Source organism: uncultured Duncaniella sp., assembly GCF_910577345.1.
GTDB lineage: Bacteria > Bacteroidota > Bacteroidia > Bacteroidales > Muribaculaceae > Duncaniella.
In genome coordinates this window covers 1-17,844 of the sequence record NZ_CAJTMT010000030.1, presented here as the reverse complement: position 1 = coordinate 17,844, position 17,844 = coordinate 1, and the positions used below count along the sequence as shown (strand labels likewise).

The 17,844-nt window shown below is 48.3% G+C and carries 14 protein-coding genes and 1 tRNA gene; 13 read left to right on the top strand and 2 right to left on the bottom strand.

Annotated elements, in window-relative coordinates:
• Positions 1 to 176 precede the first annotated feature (176 nt).
• The 11 genes from mobC to QZ310_RS11275 all read left to right on the top strand — a co-directional run bounded on the left by mobC (position 177) and on the right by QZ310_RS11275 (position 14,576).
• A complete protein-coding gene (gene mobC, locus QZ310_RS11325) occupies positions 177 to 545 on the top strand; it encodes a plasmid mobilization relaxosome protein MobC (RefSeq protein WP_297072865.1) in 369 nt (122 codons plus the stop codon).
• Entirely contained in the window at positions 526 to 1,518 is a 993-nt protein-coding gene (locus tag QZ310_RS11320) for a relaxase/mobilization nuclease domain-containing protein (protein ID WP_297072862.1), read from the top strand. The genes mobC and QZ310_RS11320 overlap by 20 nt, the downstream gene beginning before the upstream one ends.
• 20 nt (positions 1,519 to 1,538) lie before the next feature.
• Positions 1,539 to 2,324, top strand: a complete 786-nt coding sequence (locus QZ310_RS11315) for a hypothetical protein (protein WP_297072860.1) — start codon at positions 1,539 to 1,541, stop codon at positions 2,322 to 2,324.
• 496 nt (positions 2,325 to 2,820) lie between these two features.
• Positions 2,821 to 6,060, top strand: a complete 3,240-nt coding sequence (locus QZ310_RS11310) for a helicase-related protein (RefSeq protein ID WP_297072858.1) — start codon at positions 2,821 to 2,823, stop codon at positions 6,058 to 6,060.
• Between the two features lie 3 nt (positions 6,061 to 6,063).
• Positions 6,064 to 6,666, top strand: coding sequence for a DUF4391 domain-containing protein (locus tag QZ310_RS11305; RefSeq protein ID WP_297072856.1), 603 nt, complete (start codon positions 6,064 to 6,066; stop codon positions 6,664 to 6,666).
• Positions 6,663 to 7,451 (top strand): hypothetical protein, encoded by a 789-nt coding sequence (locus tag QZ310_RS11300; RefSeq protein WP_297072854.1) that lies wholly within the window; start codon positions 6,663 to 6,665, stop codon positions 7,449 to 7,451. The genes QZ310_RS11305 and QZ310_RS11300 overlap by 4 nt, the downstream gene beginning before the upstream one ends.
• Positions 7,452 to 7,459: 8 nt before the next feature.
• The gene (locus QZ310_RS11295) at positions 7,460 to 9,400 is read left to right on the top strand and encodes a site-specific DNA-methyltransferase (RefSeq protein ID WP_297072852.1); all 1,941 of its coding nucleotides are present in this window, start codon (positions 7,460 to 7,462) and stop codon (positions 9,398 to 9,400) included.
• A 3-nt stretch (positions 9,401 to 9,403) separates the two neighbouring features.
• A complete protein-coding gene (locus QZ310_RS11290) occupies positions 9,404 to 12,466 on the top strand; it encodes a DEAD/DEAH box helicase family protein (protein ID WP_297072850.1) in 3,063 nt (1,020 codons plus the stop codon).
• A gap of 195 nt (positions 12,467 to 12,661) precedes the next feature.
• On the top strand, positions 12,662 to 13,045 hold the full coding sequence (locus tag QZ310_RS11285; protein ID WP_297072848.1) for an ABC transporter C-terminal domain-containing protein: 384 nt from the start codon (positions 12,662 to 12,664) through the stop codon (positions 13,043 to 13,045).
• A 186-nt stretch (positions 13,046 to 13,231) separates the two neighbouring features.
• Positions 13,232 to 13,615, top strand: a complete 384-nt coding sequence (locus tag QZ310_RS11280) for a hypothetical protein (protein WP_297072846.1) — start codon at positions 13,232 to 13,234, stop codon at positions 13,613 to 13,615.
• Positions 13,581 to 14,576 carry a transposase gene (locus tag QZ310_RS11275; RefSeq protein ID WP_297072843.1) on the top strand — a complete coding sequence of 332 codons (996 nt, stop codon included), beginning with the start codon at positions 13,581 to 13,583 and terminating at the stop codon, positions 14,574 to 14,576. Before QZ310_RS11280 ends, QZ310_RS11275 begins: the two co-directional genes overlap by 35 nt.
• A 181-nt stretch (positions 14,577 to 14,757) precedes the next feature.
• Here the strand turns inward: QZ310_RS11275 and QZ310_RS11270 are convergent.
• A tRNA-Ala gene (locus QZ310_RS11270) sits at positions 14,758 to 14,831 on the bottom strand.
• 310 nt (positions 14,832 to 15,141) lie between these two features.
• Between QZ310_RS11270 and rlmN the strand changes: the two genes are divergently transcribed.
• On the top strand, positions 15,142 to 16,233 hold the full coding sequence (gene rlmN / locus QZ310_RS11265; protein ID WP_297072842.1) for a 23S rRNA (adenine(2503)-C(2))-methyltransferase RlmN: 1,092 nt from the start codon (positions 15,142 to 15,144) through the stop codon (positions 16,231 to 16,233).
• Between the two features lie 109 nt (positions 16,234 to 16,342).
• Here rlmN and QZ310_RS11260 read toward each other — a convergent pair whose 3' ends face one another.
• A complete protein-coding gene (locus tag QZ310_RS11260) occupies positions 16,343 to 16,552 on the bottom strand; it encodes an XRE family transcriptional regulator (protein WP_297072840.1) in 210 nt (69 codons plus the stop codon).
• Positions 16,553 to 17,388: 836 nt separating this feature from the next.
• On the opposite strand from QZ310_RS11260, the gene QZ310_RS11255 reads away from it, so the two are divergent.
• On the top strand, positions 17,389 to 17,844 hold a 456-nt coding region (locus tag QZ310_RS11255; RefSeq protein WP_297072838.1), incomplete at its 3' end, for a phosphoenolpyruvate carboxykinase (ATP).

Sequence of the window (17,844 nt, the reverse complement as noted above, 5' to 3'; positions counted from 1 at the left end):
AAATGGCGTAGCCATCCGCGAAGCGTAACCCGGAAAGGCCGATAGGTTTTGGAGGGTAGCAAGGTAGTGGCAACGTAAACTTTTGCCGACCTTGCACCCTCCGTTACCGGGTGGGCAACTACGCTCCCGATGGTCACAGTCAATATTATTTTTCGACCTCTAAACTGAATTCGTATATGACATTTACCAAGAGAAAAGTCGCATCCACGGATGCGCAAAATAAGTCCAAGAAACTCCGGGTTGTGAGCGTCCGGCTTACAGAAGAAGAGTATCAGCAGGTAGTTGAAAATTGCCGCAAAGCCGGCAGAAAACTCTCCGACTTTTGGCGACGGGCACTGCTCAACGCCAAGATAACAGCACTCGCCACGCCCGAAGATATGGCGATACTTCGTCAGATCGGTAGCATGAGCAACAACCTGAATCAGCTTGCCACTGTTGCCAACACAACCAAAGACTTCAAGCTCGTAAGCTGGGAAGTACAAGCCCGCAGCAAGGAATTGAAAACCCTTTACAACAACTTGTCAAATGATTGGAAGCATAACTAAAGGGAGCGATTTTGGCGGATGCGTCCGCTATGCGCTCGCCGTGGATGAACCCGGCAAAGAGGCTCGGCTGCTGTATGCAGAAGGCGTTTTGAGCGATACTCCGCAGGATATTATCAACGGTTTTGAGTGTCAACGACACCTCAACCAGCGTGTTCAACATTGGGTAGGCCACATCTCATTGTCCTATTCTCCTGAGGATTCAGCAATTCTCACCGATGAGAAAATGGTCAAGTTCGCACTCGAATATATAGAGCGGATGGGCATAAAGAACACCCAGTTTATCATCGCCCGACACCTTGACAAGGAGCATCCTCATTGCCACATCGTATTCAACCGAGTGGACAATGACGGCAAATGCGTGAGCGACAGCTGGGAATATTTCCGCAGCAATGACATCTGCAAGGAACTGAAATTGAAGTACGGTTTGACCTTTGGCAAAGGCCGCGACAAGGTGAAAACCAACCGTCTCAAAGGTCGTGACCGAGCCAAACAAGAAGTGTATATCGCCGTCCGTGATGCACTGAAAGTTGCTAAAGACTGGACTACATTTCAACGTGAACTCGCCAAAAGCGGCGTTTCGCTCCGAAAGAAATATCGTCGCGGCACTACCATTGTCGAGGGGCTTTCTTTCGTAAAAGACAAGCATAAGTTCAAGGCTTCGGAGGTTGCCAAAGGGAGAAAATTCTCTTTCGTCAACATCGACCGGATTCTCAATGAGAATAAAAACGGACAATCGCAGTCGCCATCGCCGGGATCGGTCGCCACTCCGAAAATGCCTCCAATGGTGGAGAAACAGGAGCCAAGTGTAGCCGAAAAAGTCATGGATGCCGCACTCGACATTGGCGAATCCATCGGAGGTGCTGTCGGCGACTTGTTCCAACTCGGACCATCAGTCAATCCCGAAGAAGAGGACTTCGCACGAAAGATGCGACGCCTGAATAAAAAGCCCAAGAGAAAAGGACCTAAACTTTAACAATAAATATCTTTTTTACAGTGAGTACAAATTCCATTCAAAATCCTTCTGATAACCATATCGAGAAGGTTGCCGAAGAACTTGCAACGCTCTCCGGCACTTGTGAGGAAATCAAGGAAATACAACTTAACTGCGCCACTGCCGACGACTTAACCGCAATGAGCAAAAATCTCATTGACGGAGTCAGCGAAAAAGTCGATGGTTTCATGCAGGAGGGTATTATTCCCAAATTTGAAGAAATCAAGACTGCTCTCAAAGAGCCGCCAAGATACATCATCGAAACCTCAAGCGAGAGTGTAGCCAATCTTCTCTACAAGAATTTTGCCGAAGACATCAAGAAAGAGCTCGGCGAAAATGTTGAGAAGATGATTCAAAAGGGCGTTGTCAACATTTACGCGGACAGCACCCGGAAACTCAACAACGCCGCCGACCGTCTGGAACGGGAGTCGCGCCACGTGTCCGACGGCCATTGGTGGCTGGTAGTCCCCCGGTGGGTGTACTTTGTTGTCGGATTCTTCATTCTCGCTGCAATCGGTTTCTCGATTGGCTTCTTCAATGTCCACGCAGACAATGAGAAGTACAAGAAAATGGAATGGCTCTATCGCTATGAGCGTATCAGCTATGATAAAGAGGGCATTCAGAATATGATGCTCCGCGAAGAAGCCATGATGGTCGGCACCCAACAGGAACAAGACAGCATCAAACGAATGGTTGTCAATGCGGAGCGTAAAAGGCACGCTGAACGCACCCACACTTACTTCCGCCCCTCAGACAATTGGACTCCCGAATCCAAATCATTCTGGTGATAGAGGACGCCCCGACAAATCCGACCCATTTGTCGGGGCGCACTTTCATGTTTCTCAGCACATTCGATTGTTCCCTCAAAAAATTTTCGTAATTTTGCATTTAGACTTCCACGCTGTGGGAGCGTTGCTCAGAGGAGTTTATCGCTACGGCACGCGGGAAATCTATTATATTTTTGAGAAAGCGTATATCTACGCTTTGTTCTTGGCAACTCGGAACTTCGAACACTCCAAACAATCGCTAAAGGACAGAGTAACGATAGACGCCACGGGTATGTATATACCTATCCGGGCTCATTTCAGGCACTTGCTTGAAATGGGTTTGGGGTATTTGCATATAACAGCGTGGAGTCGAAGTTGCTCGTTCTGGCGATTAAAGCAAGTTCGAAGGCTACGAGTTGCGGGACGAGTAATGATAAGGCTCCCGCTTTTCTTTTTGCCCAAACCAATCTAATTGTGCCATGTCGGAGTCAATGGCTGTGAAAGCGAGTGACCCGAAGTGCAACTCATTGACAACATAAATCAAACCTTACGCAATGATTTGGTGGCTACCATCAAATCCGGCAGTCGTGTGTCAATAGCGGCCGCAAGTTTTTCGATTTATGCCTTTCAAGAACTTAAAGAGCAGTTGAAAGATATAGATGAGTTGCGTTTTATCTTTACTTCCCCCTCGTTTACCACAGAGAAAGCAGATAAGCAACGTCGAGAATTTTACATACCACGTCTTAACCGTGAGCGCGATTTATTTGGTTCGGAGTTTGAGATAAAACTCCGCAATGAATTGTCGCTTAAAGCCGTAGCAAAGGAGTGTGCCGAATGGATCAGGCAAAAGGCTTGTTTCAAGTCGAACCGAACCAATGAAAATATGATGGGCTTCATCAACGTAGATGATGTCAATTATATGCCCATCACAGGATTTACAACTGTTGACCTCGGTTGTGAACGAGGTAATAATGCCTATCAGTTCGTTCAACGTACTGATGCTCCGATGTCGCAGTTCTACCTGAATCTTTTCAATCAAGTATGGCAGGACGGCGAAAAACTGCAAGTCGTCACCGAACAGGTACTTGACAACATCACCAACGCCTACAAGGAAAACGCGCCGGAATTTATCTATTTCGTTACACTCTACAATATTTTCAACGAGTTTCTTGAAGATATTTCAGAGGACGTATTGCCCAACGAAGCCACCGGCTTCAAATCGAGCGTAATCTGGAACAAGCTCTACAACTTCCAACGTGACGCGGCTCTCGCTATCATCAACAAACTCGAAAAGTATAACGGCTGCATCCTTGCTGACTCCGTAGGCCTCGGCAAGACGTTCACCGCACTTTCCGTAATAAAGTATTACGAAAACCGCAACAAGTCAGTGCTCGTTCTCTGCCCCAAAAAGTTGCATCAAAACTGGGTCACATATCGCAGCAATTATCTAAACAATCCGCTTGTTGCAGACCGCTTGCGTTACGATATTCTCTATCATACCGACCTTTCGCGTCAGTCCGGGCAAAGCAACGGTCTCGACCTCGAATACATCAACTGGGGCAACTACGACCTTGTCGTTATTGACGAAAGCCACAACTTCCGCAACGGTGGTAAAGTGACCACCGACGAGAACGACGAAAACCCGCGCGAGAATCGCTATCTCCAACTGATGAATAAGGTAATCCGCGCAGGGGTCAAGACGAAGGTTCTGATGTTGTCGGCCACGCCTGTCAACAACCGATTTAACGACCTCCGTAATCAGTTGCAACTTGCATACGAAGGTGACTCGGAGCGAATGGATGCGCTGCTCAACACCACATCATCCATTGACAAAATATTTCGTGACGCACAGTCTGCTTTCAACCGTTGGTCGAAAATGCCTCCGGATGAACGTACCACAAAAAATCTGCTATCGCTCCTGAGCTTTGATTTGTTTGAAGTGCTCGATAGCGTTACCATAGCCCGAAGCCGCAAACACATCGAACAATATTACGACACGACCGACATCGGCAAGTTCCCGGAACGATTGAAGCCAATCTCTCGCTCACCCAAGCTCACAGACTTACCGACAGCCGTATCGTTCAATGATATCTTCGTCAGCGTAACCGAACTTAACCTCGCTATCTACACTCCCTCCGACTTTATATTGCCGAGCAAACTTGAAAAATATCTTGATACAAAGGCTGACGGCTCGCTTGGAAATCTCTCCCGCTTCGGTCGCGAGCGAGGCATACGTCAACTTATGAGTATCAACCTGCTCAAACGCCTTGAAAGTTCGGTCAACTCGTTCCGTTTGACGCTTACACGCATTAAGGATTTCATTCAGACAACTGTTGACGCTATAGATAGGCTCGCCGCTAATGGTGGTCACTCAACGGTCAATGATTATGACTTTGACTCCAATCTTGACTTTGATGAACGCGAGGATTCGGTCTTTATCGGCGGTAAGAAAACAAAGATTGACCTTGCCGACATGGACTATGTGCAGTGGCGCGAATATCTCGCTAAAGACCTTGATAATCTTCGCACACTGCTATTCATGCTTGAAGACATTACACCTGCGCATGACAGTAAACTTCAGTTGCTCATAGAGGATATTCGCTCGAAGTTCGCCAACCCTATCAATCCCGGCAACAAGAAAATCATAATCTTTACAGCATTTTCCGACACAGCTCAATATCTCTATGAGAATATTGCGTCGCTCATCAAGGAACGCACCGGGCTTAACACAGCCCTTATCTCCGGTGATGTCGAAGCACGTTGCACAATCAAGACACGTGAGAAAATGGACTTCAATAAAGTCCTCACTCTTTTTTCGCCTATATCGAAAGAAAAGGCTGCCGTCTATCCTAATCTTCACGAGGAAATCGACGTGCTGATCGCCACCGACTGCATTTCCGAGGGTCAGAACCTACAAGACTGCGACTATCTCATCAATTACGATATACACTGGAATCCGGTCCGCATAATCCAACGCTTCGGGCGTATCGACCGTATCGGCTCGCGTAATACGGTCATTCAGCTCGTCAACTACTGGCCCGATATGGACTTGGATGAATACATCGACCTCAAAGGACGTGTTGAAGCCCGCATGAAAGTGTCGGTACTCACTGCCACCGGCGATGATAACCCGCTCACCGATGCCGAACAAGGCGACCTCAAATATCGTAGAGACCAGTTGGAACGCCTCAAAGAGGAAGTCGTGGATATTGAGGAGATGAACACAGGTGTTTCCATTATGGATTTGGGCTTGAATGAATTTCGTCTTGACCTGCTTGAATACATCAAGCAAGACAATGATATAGAGCATACCCCAATGGGGCTACATGCCATCGTACCTGCCGATAAAGACACGCCTCCCGGTGTGATTTTCGTTCTCAAAAATCGCAATAACTCAATCAATATCGACCGCAAGAACAGGCTTCATCCATTCTATATGGTCTATATCACAAAGGAGTCGGCAGTTGTCATTGACCACCTTGACCCGAAATCTTTGCTTGACACAATGCGCCATTTGTGTCGGGGCAATGCAACACCGCTGCTCGACCTTTGCCATAAGTTCAACGCTGAGACGCGCGACGGTCAACGTATGGGCACATACTCCAAGTTGCTCGGCGACGCCATCTCCTCGCTTATAAAAGTCAAGGAGACCACCGATCTTTTCTCGTTCCTCGACGGCGACAGCGGCTCGCTATTCGGCAACGAAGTCCGCGGTCTCGATAACTTTGAACTAATTTGTTTCCTGATAATCCGATAGCGTATGTTAGGACTGCCACCAACCACCGAAGTCAAACGGCCGCTTCCAAAAGCGCAGCTTTTTAAGCGGTTTGACTGGACACCATCGCAACGCGACCGTTTCGATGCCGAAGTGTCACGTCTTGACTTCGTTAATTGGATATCACCTCGCACTGTTCCGGCTATCGCCGTCGGTAACGAAGTCAAAGAAATTTTTGTTGTCGAGGTATCGCTCAAATCGCGCGACTTCGACACTAAGGCAATAACACTACTTGCCAAATATATCCCTCAACGCATTGTCTATCTTCTGCGCTACGATGACGAGGCGATGCTCGCCACTCATCACGCTAAACTCTTTACCGCTCCATGGCGAGCCGTAGAGGACATCACTTTGCCGCTGTCAGGACTCAACCTTGATGCCGTTTGGGAAAACATCGTTTCATCAATCGGTCAGTTCTCCGTCGAGAAAGACAAATCTCTCTCCGAGCAAATCAAGGTTGACGAAGAACGCGCCAAACTTGAACGCCAAATCGCAGCATTGGAGCGTCAAATGAACTCCACTAAGCAGCCGCGCCGCAAGCGTGAATTATTCGTTGAACTCCAGAAGCTGAAATCTAAAATATTATGATGAAAATAAAAACAAGGAGCAATTTTTGGATTTATTGTGTTTGCACTGTATCCGCAATAATTATACTATATGCCCTGAATTGGGTTTTGAAATTACCTGCCATCACTGACGTTATTGGAGACGAAAATACTTGGTTGCCTATTGTTGCTGATGCAATAATAAGTGGGGTAATATTTATTGGCGGTAATTGGTACGCCAATGCTGATAGACTCCGCAATGATATTCAGCACAAAAAATCAGAGTTTCAAATTATAAGTGAGTCCGTAAACAGGGTAATTAACTCACTTAATATAAGCCGTCGGCAATTAAGTATCTTGTACTCTATTGAGATTTCAATGGATACGCCGAGTCTAATTAAAGAGGTTTTAGAAATTCAGCAAGAGATAGATGAAGCACAACAACAATTTGCTCGTTCTAAATATCTAATTAGCGATACTTCAAAAGTTTCTGCTTTTGAGGATTGTGTTAAGACGGTTTCAGCCGCATATCATGTCGTATTTGATACAATGCAAAAAATACTGAATGACTGGATTGCTACGAACTCTGCAAGTTCGGAAGCAAGAACTGTTGCAGACTATATTGGTACTCAAAAAGATAAATCTGACTTTGCTATAAAATACGTTGAGCATTGCAAGAAACTACAATCTGAGAAAAAACGTCTTATTGGAGTTTATGACACCCAAAAAGATAGGGCAGATTTGCTGTTTGCATCAGTTCAAAATAGTGGGCGCGAAATTTTGGATAGTGAATACACCCTTGTAAAACAGTTAGAAAATAAATTATAAACCAAATAATGGAAAAATTGAGAATGAAGAGCCTTGACGCTGTGGAGGGTAATGTGGCGAAGATTGCTGCATTGTTTCCTTATTGCGTCACTGAGCGAAAGGGCAAGGACGGCACCGCCGAACTTGCAATCGACTTCGACAAGCTGCGGGCGGAGTTGTCGACCGACGCTCTCGACACCGGCGAGGAACGCTATCAGTTCACATGGCCCGATAAGCGAACTGCCTCACGCCTTGCCAACACGCCGACCGACAAGACTCTGCGCCCGGACGTAGATGCCTCGGTTGATTTTTGGAATACCAAAAATCTCTACATTGAGGGCGACAATCTCGACGTGCTGAAAGTTCTCCGCGAGAATTATCTCGGCAAGGTCAAGATGATCTACATTGACCCTCCCTATAACACCGGCAACGACTTCGTCTACAACGATGAATACTCAATCGTCAATAATATTTATAAAAATAAGGAGATTGACTGGGATGGAGTATATGAAGATAAAGAAAACACAGTAGGATTGGGCATCAGAAGTGGAGTCTTTGATGAAGACGGCAACCAAGTCCTCGACCCTATGCAGCGCAACACCGAGAGCAACGGTCGCTTTCATACCGACTGGCTCAATATGATATATCCTCGCCTGAAAGTAGCTCGCGACCTGCTCGCCGAGGACGGCGTTATCTTCATTTCAATAGACGATAACGAACAGGAAAATCTGCGCAAGGTATGTAACGAGATTTTTGGTGGTCAAAATTTCATAGCGCAACTCATTTGGGAGCGTGCATTTGCCCCTAAAAATGATGCAAAGTTTATTTCCAATAGCCATGACTATGTGGTTATGTACGCTCGGAACATAAATCACTTCAAAATAGGTCGTTTACCTCGAACAGCAGAAGCCGATGCTCGCTATTCAAATCCTGATAACGACCCAAGAGGTGTATGGCAGTCTGATAATCTTACAGTCAAGACATATTCTCCCTCCGGAGACTATCCTATAACCACGCCCTCTGGGCGTGTTGTAGAGCCTCCAGCAGGACGCTGCTGGAGTCTCTCAGCGAAAGCTTTCGCTGAGAGACTCCAGGACAACCGAATATGGTTCGGTTCGGATGGTAATGGTGTTCCTCGAATTAAAAGATTTCTCTCTGAACTGAAATTTGAGGGGATGGCACCTACTTCAATTCTCTACTACAAAGAGGTTGGTCATAGTCAAGAAGGCTCGCAAGAAGTAAATAAACTTATGGATGCGGGAGTATTTGATGGCCCAAAGCCGCAGCGTCTTATGGAACGTTTGCTAACACTTGCTAATCTTGACGATGACTCGATTATCTTAGATTTCTTCTCAGGTTCGGGGTCTATGGGTCACGCTACCATGAAATTTAACGCTGAAAAGGATAAACATTGTAAGTTTATTCTTGTGCAACTTCCGGAGGACACCGACGATAAAGCAAATAAAGCCGGCTACGAAACCATCTGCCAAATCGGTGAGGAACGCATACGTCGTGCAGGAAAGAAAGTCAAAGAGGAAGCAGGTTTGCACGGACATGACCTTGACACCGGCTTCCGTGTGCTCAAACTTGACTCGTCGAATATGGAGGATGTGTTCTACACACCCGAAGACTTCAACGAGGCAGACCTGTTCAACACCGTTGACAACGTCAAGAGCGACCGCACTCCGCTTGACCTCCTTTTTCAAGTTATGCCGGAACTCGACATCGAACTTTCCGCAAAGATTGAGGAAAAGGAAGTCAATGGTAAAAAGGTATTCTTCGTGGACGACACTTATCTCATCGCTACTTTCGACACCGAAGTCAACGAATCAACTGTTACCGAGATAGCCAAGATGCGCCCGCAATACTTCGTTATGCGCGACTCATCGGCCGCAAACGACAACGTCCTCGACAACTTCGAGCAAATCTTCACGCATTATTCACCCGACACTATCCGCAAAATTCTGTAAGCCATGAAATTCAAATTCAAGATACAAGGCTATCAGACTAATGCGGTAGAAAATACAACCGCCATCTTCATCGGCCAGCCCAACCGCGACCCCTCGAAGTATCGCCGCGACCTCGGCAAACTGCCGGACGGTACAATGCGGGAAATGCTTGAAGATGACGGCTATCGTAATGCCGATGTGGAGCTTTCGTCCAAGCAGTTGCTTGAAAATCTCCACTCGGTTCAGACGGCAGCCGGAGTGCCGCTCTCAAAGTCTCTCAGCAAGATCGACGGACTCGGTGCCGTCAACCTTGATGTCGAGATGGAAACCGGCACAGGTAAGACCTACGTCTATATCAAGACGATGTTTGAGCACAACAAACTCTACGGTTGGTCGAAGTTCATCATCGTCGTGCCGAGCATCGCTATCCGCGAGGGTGTGGCAAAGTCATTCCGTATGCTCGAAGAACACTTTATGGAGCAGTACGGAAAGAAAGCGCGTTGGTTTGTCTACAACAGTTCAAACCTCAATCAGCTCGACCAGTTCTCGCAAGACGCAGGTCTGAACGTGATGATCATAAACACCCAGGCTTTCGCCGCCTCACTCAAAGAGGGCGGACGCTCAAAGGAGAGCCGCATTATCTACTCCAAACGCGACGAGTTTGCCTCACGCCGTCCTATCGACGTTATTGCCGCCAATCGCCCGATTATCATCATGGACGAGCCGCAGAAGATGGAGGGAGCCGCTACCCAAGCAGCCCTCAAGAAGTTCAATCCGCTGTTCGTGTTGAACTACTCCGCGACTCACCGCACCAAACACGATATTGTATATGCCCTCGATGCCCTCGACGCTTACCGCGAGCGACTTGTAAAGCGCATCAAGGTTATCGGCTTCGAGATGAAGAACCTGCGTGGCACCAGCGGCTATATGTATCTCGACAATATAATCCTGTCACCCAACAAGCCACCGATGGCGCGTATATCTATCGAGGTCAAGAGCGCATCGGGCGAGCCTCGCCGTCTGTTTAAGACTATGGGCGTGGGTGATTCTCTATTTGTCGAGTCAAAGGAGCTGGAGCAATACCGGGGCTTCGACATTGCCGAGATTTTTCCCGGCTCAGCTACACAACCGACGGCTTACGTCTCTTTTACCAACGGCGTTACGCTCCGCAAAGGGGATGTCGTTGGTGACTCAAACCTGCTGCATCTTCAGCGCGTTCAGATACGCGAGACGATAAAGGCTCACTTCGAGAAGGAGCGTCAATTATTCAAGAAAGGAATAAAGTGCCTGTCGCTTTTCTTTATTGACGAAGTGGCTAAGTATCGTCAGTATGATGATGACAACCAACCTGTAAAAGGTGTGTTTCAACAAATATTCGAGGAAGAATATGCCCGACTGGTCAATGAGGAGTTCCACATCTTTGATGAAGACTACAACGAGTATCTGCGTCGCTTCGCTCCCTATCAGACACATCGAGGCTACTTCTCAATCGACAAGAAAGGTAAGATGGTTGAGACCAAGACCAAGCGCGGCAGCGATGTCAGCGAGGAGGCGTCTGACTACGACCTTATTCTCCGTGACAAGGAGCGTCTGCTAAGTTTTGATGAACCGACACGCTTCATCTTCTCGCACTCTGCTCTACGTGAGGGTTGGGATAATCCAAATGTGTTCCAAATCTGTACGCTCCGGCATAGCGACTCCACGACAGCCAAGCGTCAGGAAGTGGGGCGCGGTCTGCGAATCGCTGTTGACCGTAACGGTGTCCGTCAGGATAAGGAACTGCTCGGTGACGAAGTTCACAACATCAACGTGCTCACCGTCATTGCCAATGAAAGTTACTCGGACTTCACCGGTGCGCTGCAACGCGAGACCCGCGATGCGCTGCGTGAACGTGCAGTTAAAGCCACGCTAAGTTACTTCGAGGGCAAGACAATTACCGTGGAGGGGCAGCCTCATGTCGTCACCGACCGCGAGGCAAGCCGCATTATGGTATGGCTTGAAGATAATGAGTACATCGACGATGCGGGTAACATAACGCCGAAGTATCATGCTGATGTTGCAGCCGAGGCTGTCGCTCCTTACGGCAACCAACTCGCACCGATGGCAGAGGGTGTGACGCTACTAATCAACTCAATCTTCGACCCGAACCTGTTGAAAGAGATGACCGGTGATGGCAACAAGACCAAATTGCCTGAGCCAAGACTCAACGCCAATTTTGCCAAGCCGGAGTTTCAGGCTCTCTGGAACGCCATAAACCGGCAGTATGTCTATACGGTAAGTTACGACACCGCCGAACTTGTCAAGAACGCTATTCTGCATCTCAACACCGATGAGCTGAAGGTGCGCACTCTGCGCTACATCAAGATTGAGGGGCAGCAGGACGCGCAGGAGGTTACGGAGTTTGGCAACACCAAGTCCACCTCCAACGAACTGACCGATGTCTCCACTTCATCAGTCAAGTATGACCTTATCGGACAGGTTGCTAAAGGTGCTAATATCACCCGTCGCACCGCCGCCAAAATTCTTCAGGGCTTGCGGCCGGCGAAACTCGCCCTGTTCCGCAACAATCCCGAAGAATTTATCCGTAAGGTCGTGCAGATTATCCGCGAACAGAAAGCCACGATGATAGTTGACCACATACACTATCATCTGACCGACGGCAAATATGACTCTGACATATTCACAGCCGCGAGCCGTGCCGACTTCGACAAGGCCGTCGAGACCTCGAAGCATATCACGGACTACGTTGTCTCCGACAGCAAGGGCGAGCGCGACTTTGCCCACGATCTCGACGAGGCCGAAGAAGTGGTGGTATATGCGAAACTGCCTCGCTCATTCCAAATCCCCACACCCGTTGGCAATTATGCCCCCGACTGGGCGATAGCGATGCAGAAAGGCGCAGTCAAACATATATTCTTCATTGCCGAAACCAAAGGTTCGCTCCAATCCATGCAGCTAAACGCCATAGAAAATGCCAAGATTGACTGCTGCACTCAGTTATTCAACGAAATCTCAACCGATAACGTCAAATATCATAAGGTAACATGCTACCAAGACCTTATTGACGCAATGACCTCCATAAAATAAAATTTAACTTTCATGTGCAGGATTATTGCCCGCTTGCGCTTTAATTTTGCACATGAAAGTCATGGTGGCTTTCCTCGAAATTTATAACTGAGAAGAATTATGTCAATAATCATTGCCCTTTTATGTGGATTTGCTTGGCTTGGTCAAGCATTGCGAGATGGTGGGAACATACACTGATTTCTTGATATTAAGTTTATGAGTTTTTGGAATTTTCTTGGCGGCTTCGCCCTATTCAATGCGGTTTGCGATATGTTTTCAAGCAAGCCGAAGCGGACTTATGCTCCTCCGCAACAGCTTTATCATGATTATGACCACGAAGATTATCTGGGGTTATATGCGGACGAATCCGACATAGATGCCTTGCAAAACCGTGTCGATGAATTGCAGTTGAGGTTAGATGACACAGACGTGATGTCTGACCACTACGATGAACTGCAAGACCGCATCGATGAACTTCAAGACAGAATTGATTGCTTGGAAGAGTGGGAGGACATACAAGATGAACTCGATGACCTGCGCGACGAGTTGGACGACCTCGAATTCGACCGTGACCTCTACGATGACCACGACGAGTGGTAACATTGGTTTGGTTCGGGCTTTATATATGCCCGTATAAACCTAAACCAATATATATTGATGAGGCTGGGCAAAAGAAAAAGGGGCGTGGGTGTGGACACTTCCGCGGCACCCACAATTCTGGCGCATAGTAAAAAAGCTGTGTTTACCGATATAAGTTAGTACCTTTGCAGAAATAAAATTAGAACAATGGAAAAGAATCCGTACATAGAGCTTGCAGAGTGTCTGCTCCCTGAAGAAATGGTTGAATATTTCGAAGTTGTCAAAGTCGAAAAGACCAAAGACACATTGGATGTGACCTTAGAGGAACGCGACAAAGGCGTAGAGGGATATGTCGATGGGCAGCTTCGCCCCAATGGCTTTTACGAGGAGAGTACGGTAAGGGATTACCCTGTCAGAGGCCGCAAGATGACGTTCCATGTCAAGCGACGCAGATGGGTTGAAATAGAGACCGGTAAGAGCGTGTCCAAGCGTTGGGACATAGTGGCTGAAGGTACCCGCTTCTCGAAAGAGTTCGCGGCTTTTTTAAAAGGTATGCTTGGACAAATACCCGATTACGGGCCGCTCTCTTGAATGGTTCTTCGGCATTGACGGAGATTTGTTTGAGCGCCAGTACAAGCGTCATCTCAGCGGCTATTGGGAGTGGAAAGACACCGCAGAGGGGCTTCACGCCGAGCAATGGCGTGTCTTCCCCGAGAACATCGGGCCTCATCTGAGCATAGACGAGACATCGCTGAGCAATGGAGAGCTCTACACGATAGTCACTAATAAGGCCGCGCATGGCAGGGAACATTCGCTGGTGGCCATCGTGTTCGGAACTGATTCCGATGACGTTCTGAGAGCTTTGAGGCAGATTGACAGTAGACTGCGTAACAAGGTTACAGAGATTACACTTGACCTGTCGGACAGTATGAACCGCATCTGCCGCTACGCCTTTCCACGTGCAAAGCGCGTCATTGACCGCTTCCACGTGCAGAAGCAGGCTCTTGAAGCCGTGCAGGAAGTACGCATTGCCCACCGTTGGGACGCAATCAACGCTGACACAGAAGCCCGCGAGCAGGCTAAACTTTCCGGCAAACCTTATGTGCCGATACGCCTCGCCAACGGTGACACACTCAAAGAACTGCTTGCACGAGGTCGATACGCATTGTTCAAGTCTCCTGAAAAATGGACTGACTCACAACGACAGCGCATCGATCTGATGTTCTCATTATATCCCGATCTTAAAGAAGCATATTGGCTTTCTCAACATCTCCGGGCCATCTTCTCCAATAAGAGGTCAACCGCTGATACTGCCAGGTTAAATCTTGCACGTTGGTACAACCGGGTCGCTGAATCCGGGTTCAGGTCGTTCAACACTATTGCGGCTACATTCTACGAGCACTCAGATGAGATAATCAACTATTTTGACAACCGTTCAACAAATGCATCCGCAGAATCAATCAACTCCAAAATAAAGGCCTTCCGGGCTAAATTACATGGTGTCAACGATACAAAATTCTTCATCTTCCGACTCTGCAATCTCTATGCCTAAACACAGCTTTTTTACCATGCGCCACAATTCTGGCTCCCCCAAAAATTGTGTCGGTAAGCGGTGGGTGAGGCGTTGGAGGCTCTGATTGGCGTTAAAGATATATAAAAACACCCAATTTCAACCGATTTGGGTGTAAAATTGGGTGTTGTGCTTGTAATTTGCTGATTTTCAGCTTAGATTGTGGAGTATAGCGGACTCGAACCGCTCACCTCGACACTGCCAGTGTCGCGCTCTAGCCAGATGAGCTAATACCCCGTCTGTTTGCGGTGCAAAGGTAAGGATGTTTTTTGATTTTTGCAAGGGTTTGGCGGATTTTTTTGTAATTTTGCAGTCGGAGTGGCTAATCCGGCTCTTCTGAGCCACGATAAATCCCCTCCCGGACCCATTAATCAGCAGCATCAACCCTGCTTCTTGAAGCATTCATCAACTCCACTGACTCATTAATCGGCAGCATCAACTCCGCTCCTTGAAGCGTTGATAAACTACACAGACTCACTAATCCGCATCATCAATCCCGCTCCTTGAAGCGTTGATAAGCTACACAGACTCACTAATCCGCATCATAATGGAAACAAAAGATAGCATCCGTCGCCCTCTGCTGGGCATGACTCTTTCTGAACTCGAATCGGTGGCCGCCGAAGCCGGACTGCGCAAATTTGCAGCCAAGCAGATGGCGAGACGGCTGTATGTAAACCGCGTGGAGAGCATCGACGAGATGACCGAGCTTCCGAAACCTGCGCGCGAATGGCTCAACGAGCACTACTGCATCGGCCTGCAGGCTCCGGTGAAGGAATCGCGTTCGAAAGACGGGACGGTGAAATATCTGTTCGCAACCCGTGGGAAGGACTTCGATTTCCTCACGAGCGGACGAGGCGGACGCGACGTGGAGGCAGTCTATATCCCTGACCGCGACAGGGCGACATTGTGCGTGTCGTCGCAAGCGGGATGCCGCATGGGGTGCAAGTTCTGCATGACAGGGCGACAGGGCTTCCACGGCAACCTGACTGCCGCCGGTATCCTGAACCAGATTTTCGCCATACCTGAGAGCCGGAGTCTGACCAATCTTGTGTTCATGGGAATGGGTGAGCCTATGGACAATATCGACGAAGTGCTCAAGGCGCTCGAAGTGCTGACCGCACCCTGGGGTCTTGCATGGAGCCCGAAACGAATCACCGTGTCGAGCATCGGCAAGCTCGACACCCTGCGCCGTCTGCTCGACGAGACCAAGGTGCATGTGGCCATAAGCGTCCACTCCCCCTACCCTAAGGAACGCGAGGAACTTATGCCGGTCGAAAAGGCTTTCCCGGTGACGAGGGTGATGGATTTCCTTAAGAAATATGATTTTGCCCACCAGCGCCGTCTGTCAGCTGAATATATCGTGTGGGGAGGCGTGAACGACGACATCCGCCATGCCGACGCGCTTGCCCGTCTGCTCCGCGGCCTTGACTGCAGGGTGAACCTCATACGGTTCCACGCCATTCCGGGCTTCGAACACCCGACGGCTTCAATGGAGGTGATGGAGCGTTTCCGCGACCGTCTCAACGAGCAGGGTGTGACGGCCACAATAAGGGCATCGAGAGGCGAGGACATAGAGGCCGCCTGCGGAATGCTCAGCGGAGAGGAAGCAGCTTCAGGCACGAACCCGCAAAAGTCCTGAAGACGGTGTCGTCCCCGGGAAGTTGCCTGGGTGGAGGACACATCTATTCCGAACTGAGATAAGACTCTGTCTTTCAACCGATACAAACTATGGTTGAAGGGAGCGGTCATCAATCAAGGTGCTCGATGTATGGCTTGAAGAAATTGCGCCCGAGCACCCGTGATATGCGCAGGAGAAGTTCGGCATCAATGCTACGGCGGTTAAATATCTTATAGATATTGGTGCGGTTGCAGCCGAGTTCCCGAGCGAGCCATACGACAGATTTCTGCTGAACTCTGAGCTCTTCCTGGATAAGTTTACCTATAAATATCGTTGTCATAGAGGATGGTAGAAATGTGTGCAATGTTAGGATGGCCGGATCTGGCGGCCGTACAAAATGATGTGACAGATGAAATACACGGTGGTTGGGGGGGAGGTAATCAGGGGATGAGGTTGATTGGTCTGTAGGTTTAGTGACAGCGGCACCGACAAGAAGGAGACCCGGAGGCCGGAAAGGCTGAGAGGCAGAAGCTCATGGATATAAAAAAATGGGGCTTGACTCCCGGTTCATACGTTGCTCCCCGTCTGAGGCACCGCCAAGCGCCTTTGTCCACGGAACAAGTACAAAAAGATGAGCCAGCCCCTATTTCGAGCATATAAACTAATCCTTTTCCTTGTTCCCCGCGGACTGAAGATATTGGCGGTTTCCAGACAGTGGGAACACTCAACCATTCATGTCGTCCACACCCGTCAATTCGGAGGGGTTGGACATTTGGATGTGGTTGAGGACGCAAAGGTAAGGAGGATTTCTTTCCAATTCAAGCGAAGAGTGCTAAAAAACGCGACCGGAATCATTAAAAAAATTTAAAACGGCTTTAGGCGATTTAAATGCCCGAACCATCCCGACTTTAGGATTGTTGGAAGTTTTGGAGTATTGAGAGCGGACCGCAAGCCGCGCGACTCCCGTGTTTAATTAAAAATTATTAATAGAGAAAATTTTCTTTAATCCTGCATTTTAATACCGAAAAAAGTAAGTAACTTTGCAGTCGGATAAGAAGATATTCCTTTGTCCACCTTATAAAGCTCATAGACTTATACAGACAGCAAAGGTATAAAAAGATTTATTTTTAGGAAACATCAAATTATCAATTTCATATCAAACTCTTTAACACAACAATGAGTACAATTGATTTATCCCAGTATGGCATCACCGGCGCCAAGGTGATCCACAATCCCAGCTACGACCAGCTCTTCATCGACGAGACCAACCCCGATCTTCAGGGCTACGAAAAGGGCCAGGTGACCGAACTCGGTGCCGTTAACGTGATGACCGGTATCTACACAGGCCGTTCACCCAAGGACAAATTCTTCGTAAAGGACGACACCAGCGCAAACTCAATCTGGTGGACTACTGAAGAATACAAGAACGACAACAAGCCCATCACTCCCGCTACCTGGGACGCTCTCAAGGCTATCGCTGACAAGGAGCTTTCTAACAAGACCCTCTACGTTGTTGACGCATTCTGCGGAACCAACCCCGACACCCGTCTTGCCGTACGTTTCGTGATGGAAGTTGCATGGCAGGCTCACTTCGTGACCAACATGTTCATCCGTCCCACCGAAGACGAACTC

What these genes read in the sequence shown, in the direction of transcription:
- mobC (WP_297072865.1), top strand. Translation starts at nt 177, where the DNA reads ATGACATTTACCAAGAGAAAAGTCGCATCCACGGATGCGCAAAATAAG.
- QZ310_RS11320 (WP_297072862.1), top strand. Translation starts at nt 526, where the DNA reads ATGATTGGAAGCATAACTAAAGGGAGCGATTTTGGCGGATGCGTCCGC.
- QZ310_RS11305 (WP_297072856.1), top strand. Translation starts at nt 6,064, where the DNA reads ATGTTAGGACTGCCACCAACCACCGAAGTCAAACGGCCGCTTCCAAAA.
- QZ310_RS11300 (WP_297072854.1), top strand. Translation starts at nt 6,663, where the DNA reads ATGATGAAAATAAAAACAAGGAGCAATTTTTGGATTTATTGTGTTTGC.
- QZ310_RS11295 (WP_297072852.1), top strand. Translation starts at nt 7,460, where the DNA reads ATGGAAAAATTGAGAATGAAGAGCCTTGACGCTGTGGAGGGTAATGTG.
- QZ310_RS11290 (WP_297072850.1), top strand. Translation starts at nt 9,404, where the DNA reads ATGAAATTCAAATTCAAGATACAAGGCTATCAGACTAATGCGGTAGAA.
- QZ310_RS11285 (WP_297072848.1), top strand. Translation starts at nt 12,662, where the DNA reads ATGAGTTTTTGGAATTTTCTTGGCGGCTTCGCCCTATTCAATGCGGTT.
- QZ310_RS11280 (WP_297072846.1), top strand. Translation starts at nt 13,232, where the DNA reads ATGGAAAAGAATCCGTACATAGAGCTTGCAGAGTGTCTGCTCCCTGAA.
- rlmN (WP_297072842.1), top strand. Translation starts at nt 15,142, where the DNA reads ATGGAAACAAAAGATAGCATCCGTCGCCCTCTGCTGGGCATGACTCTT.
- QZ310_RS11260 (WP_297072840.1), bottom strand. Translation starts at nt 16,552, where the DNA reads ATGACAACGATATTTATAGGTAAACTTATCCAGGAAGAGCTCAGAGTT.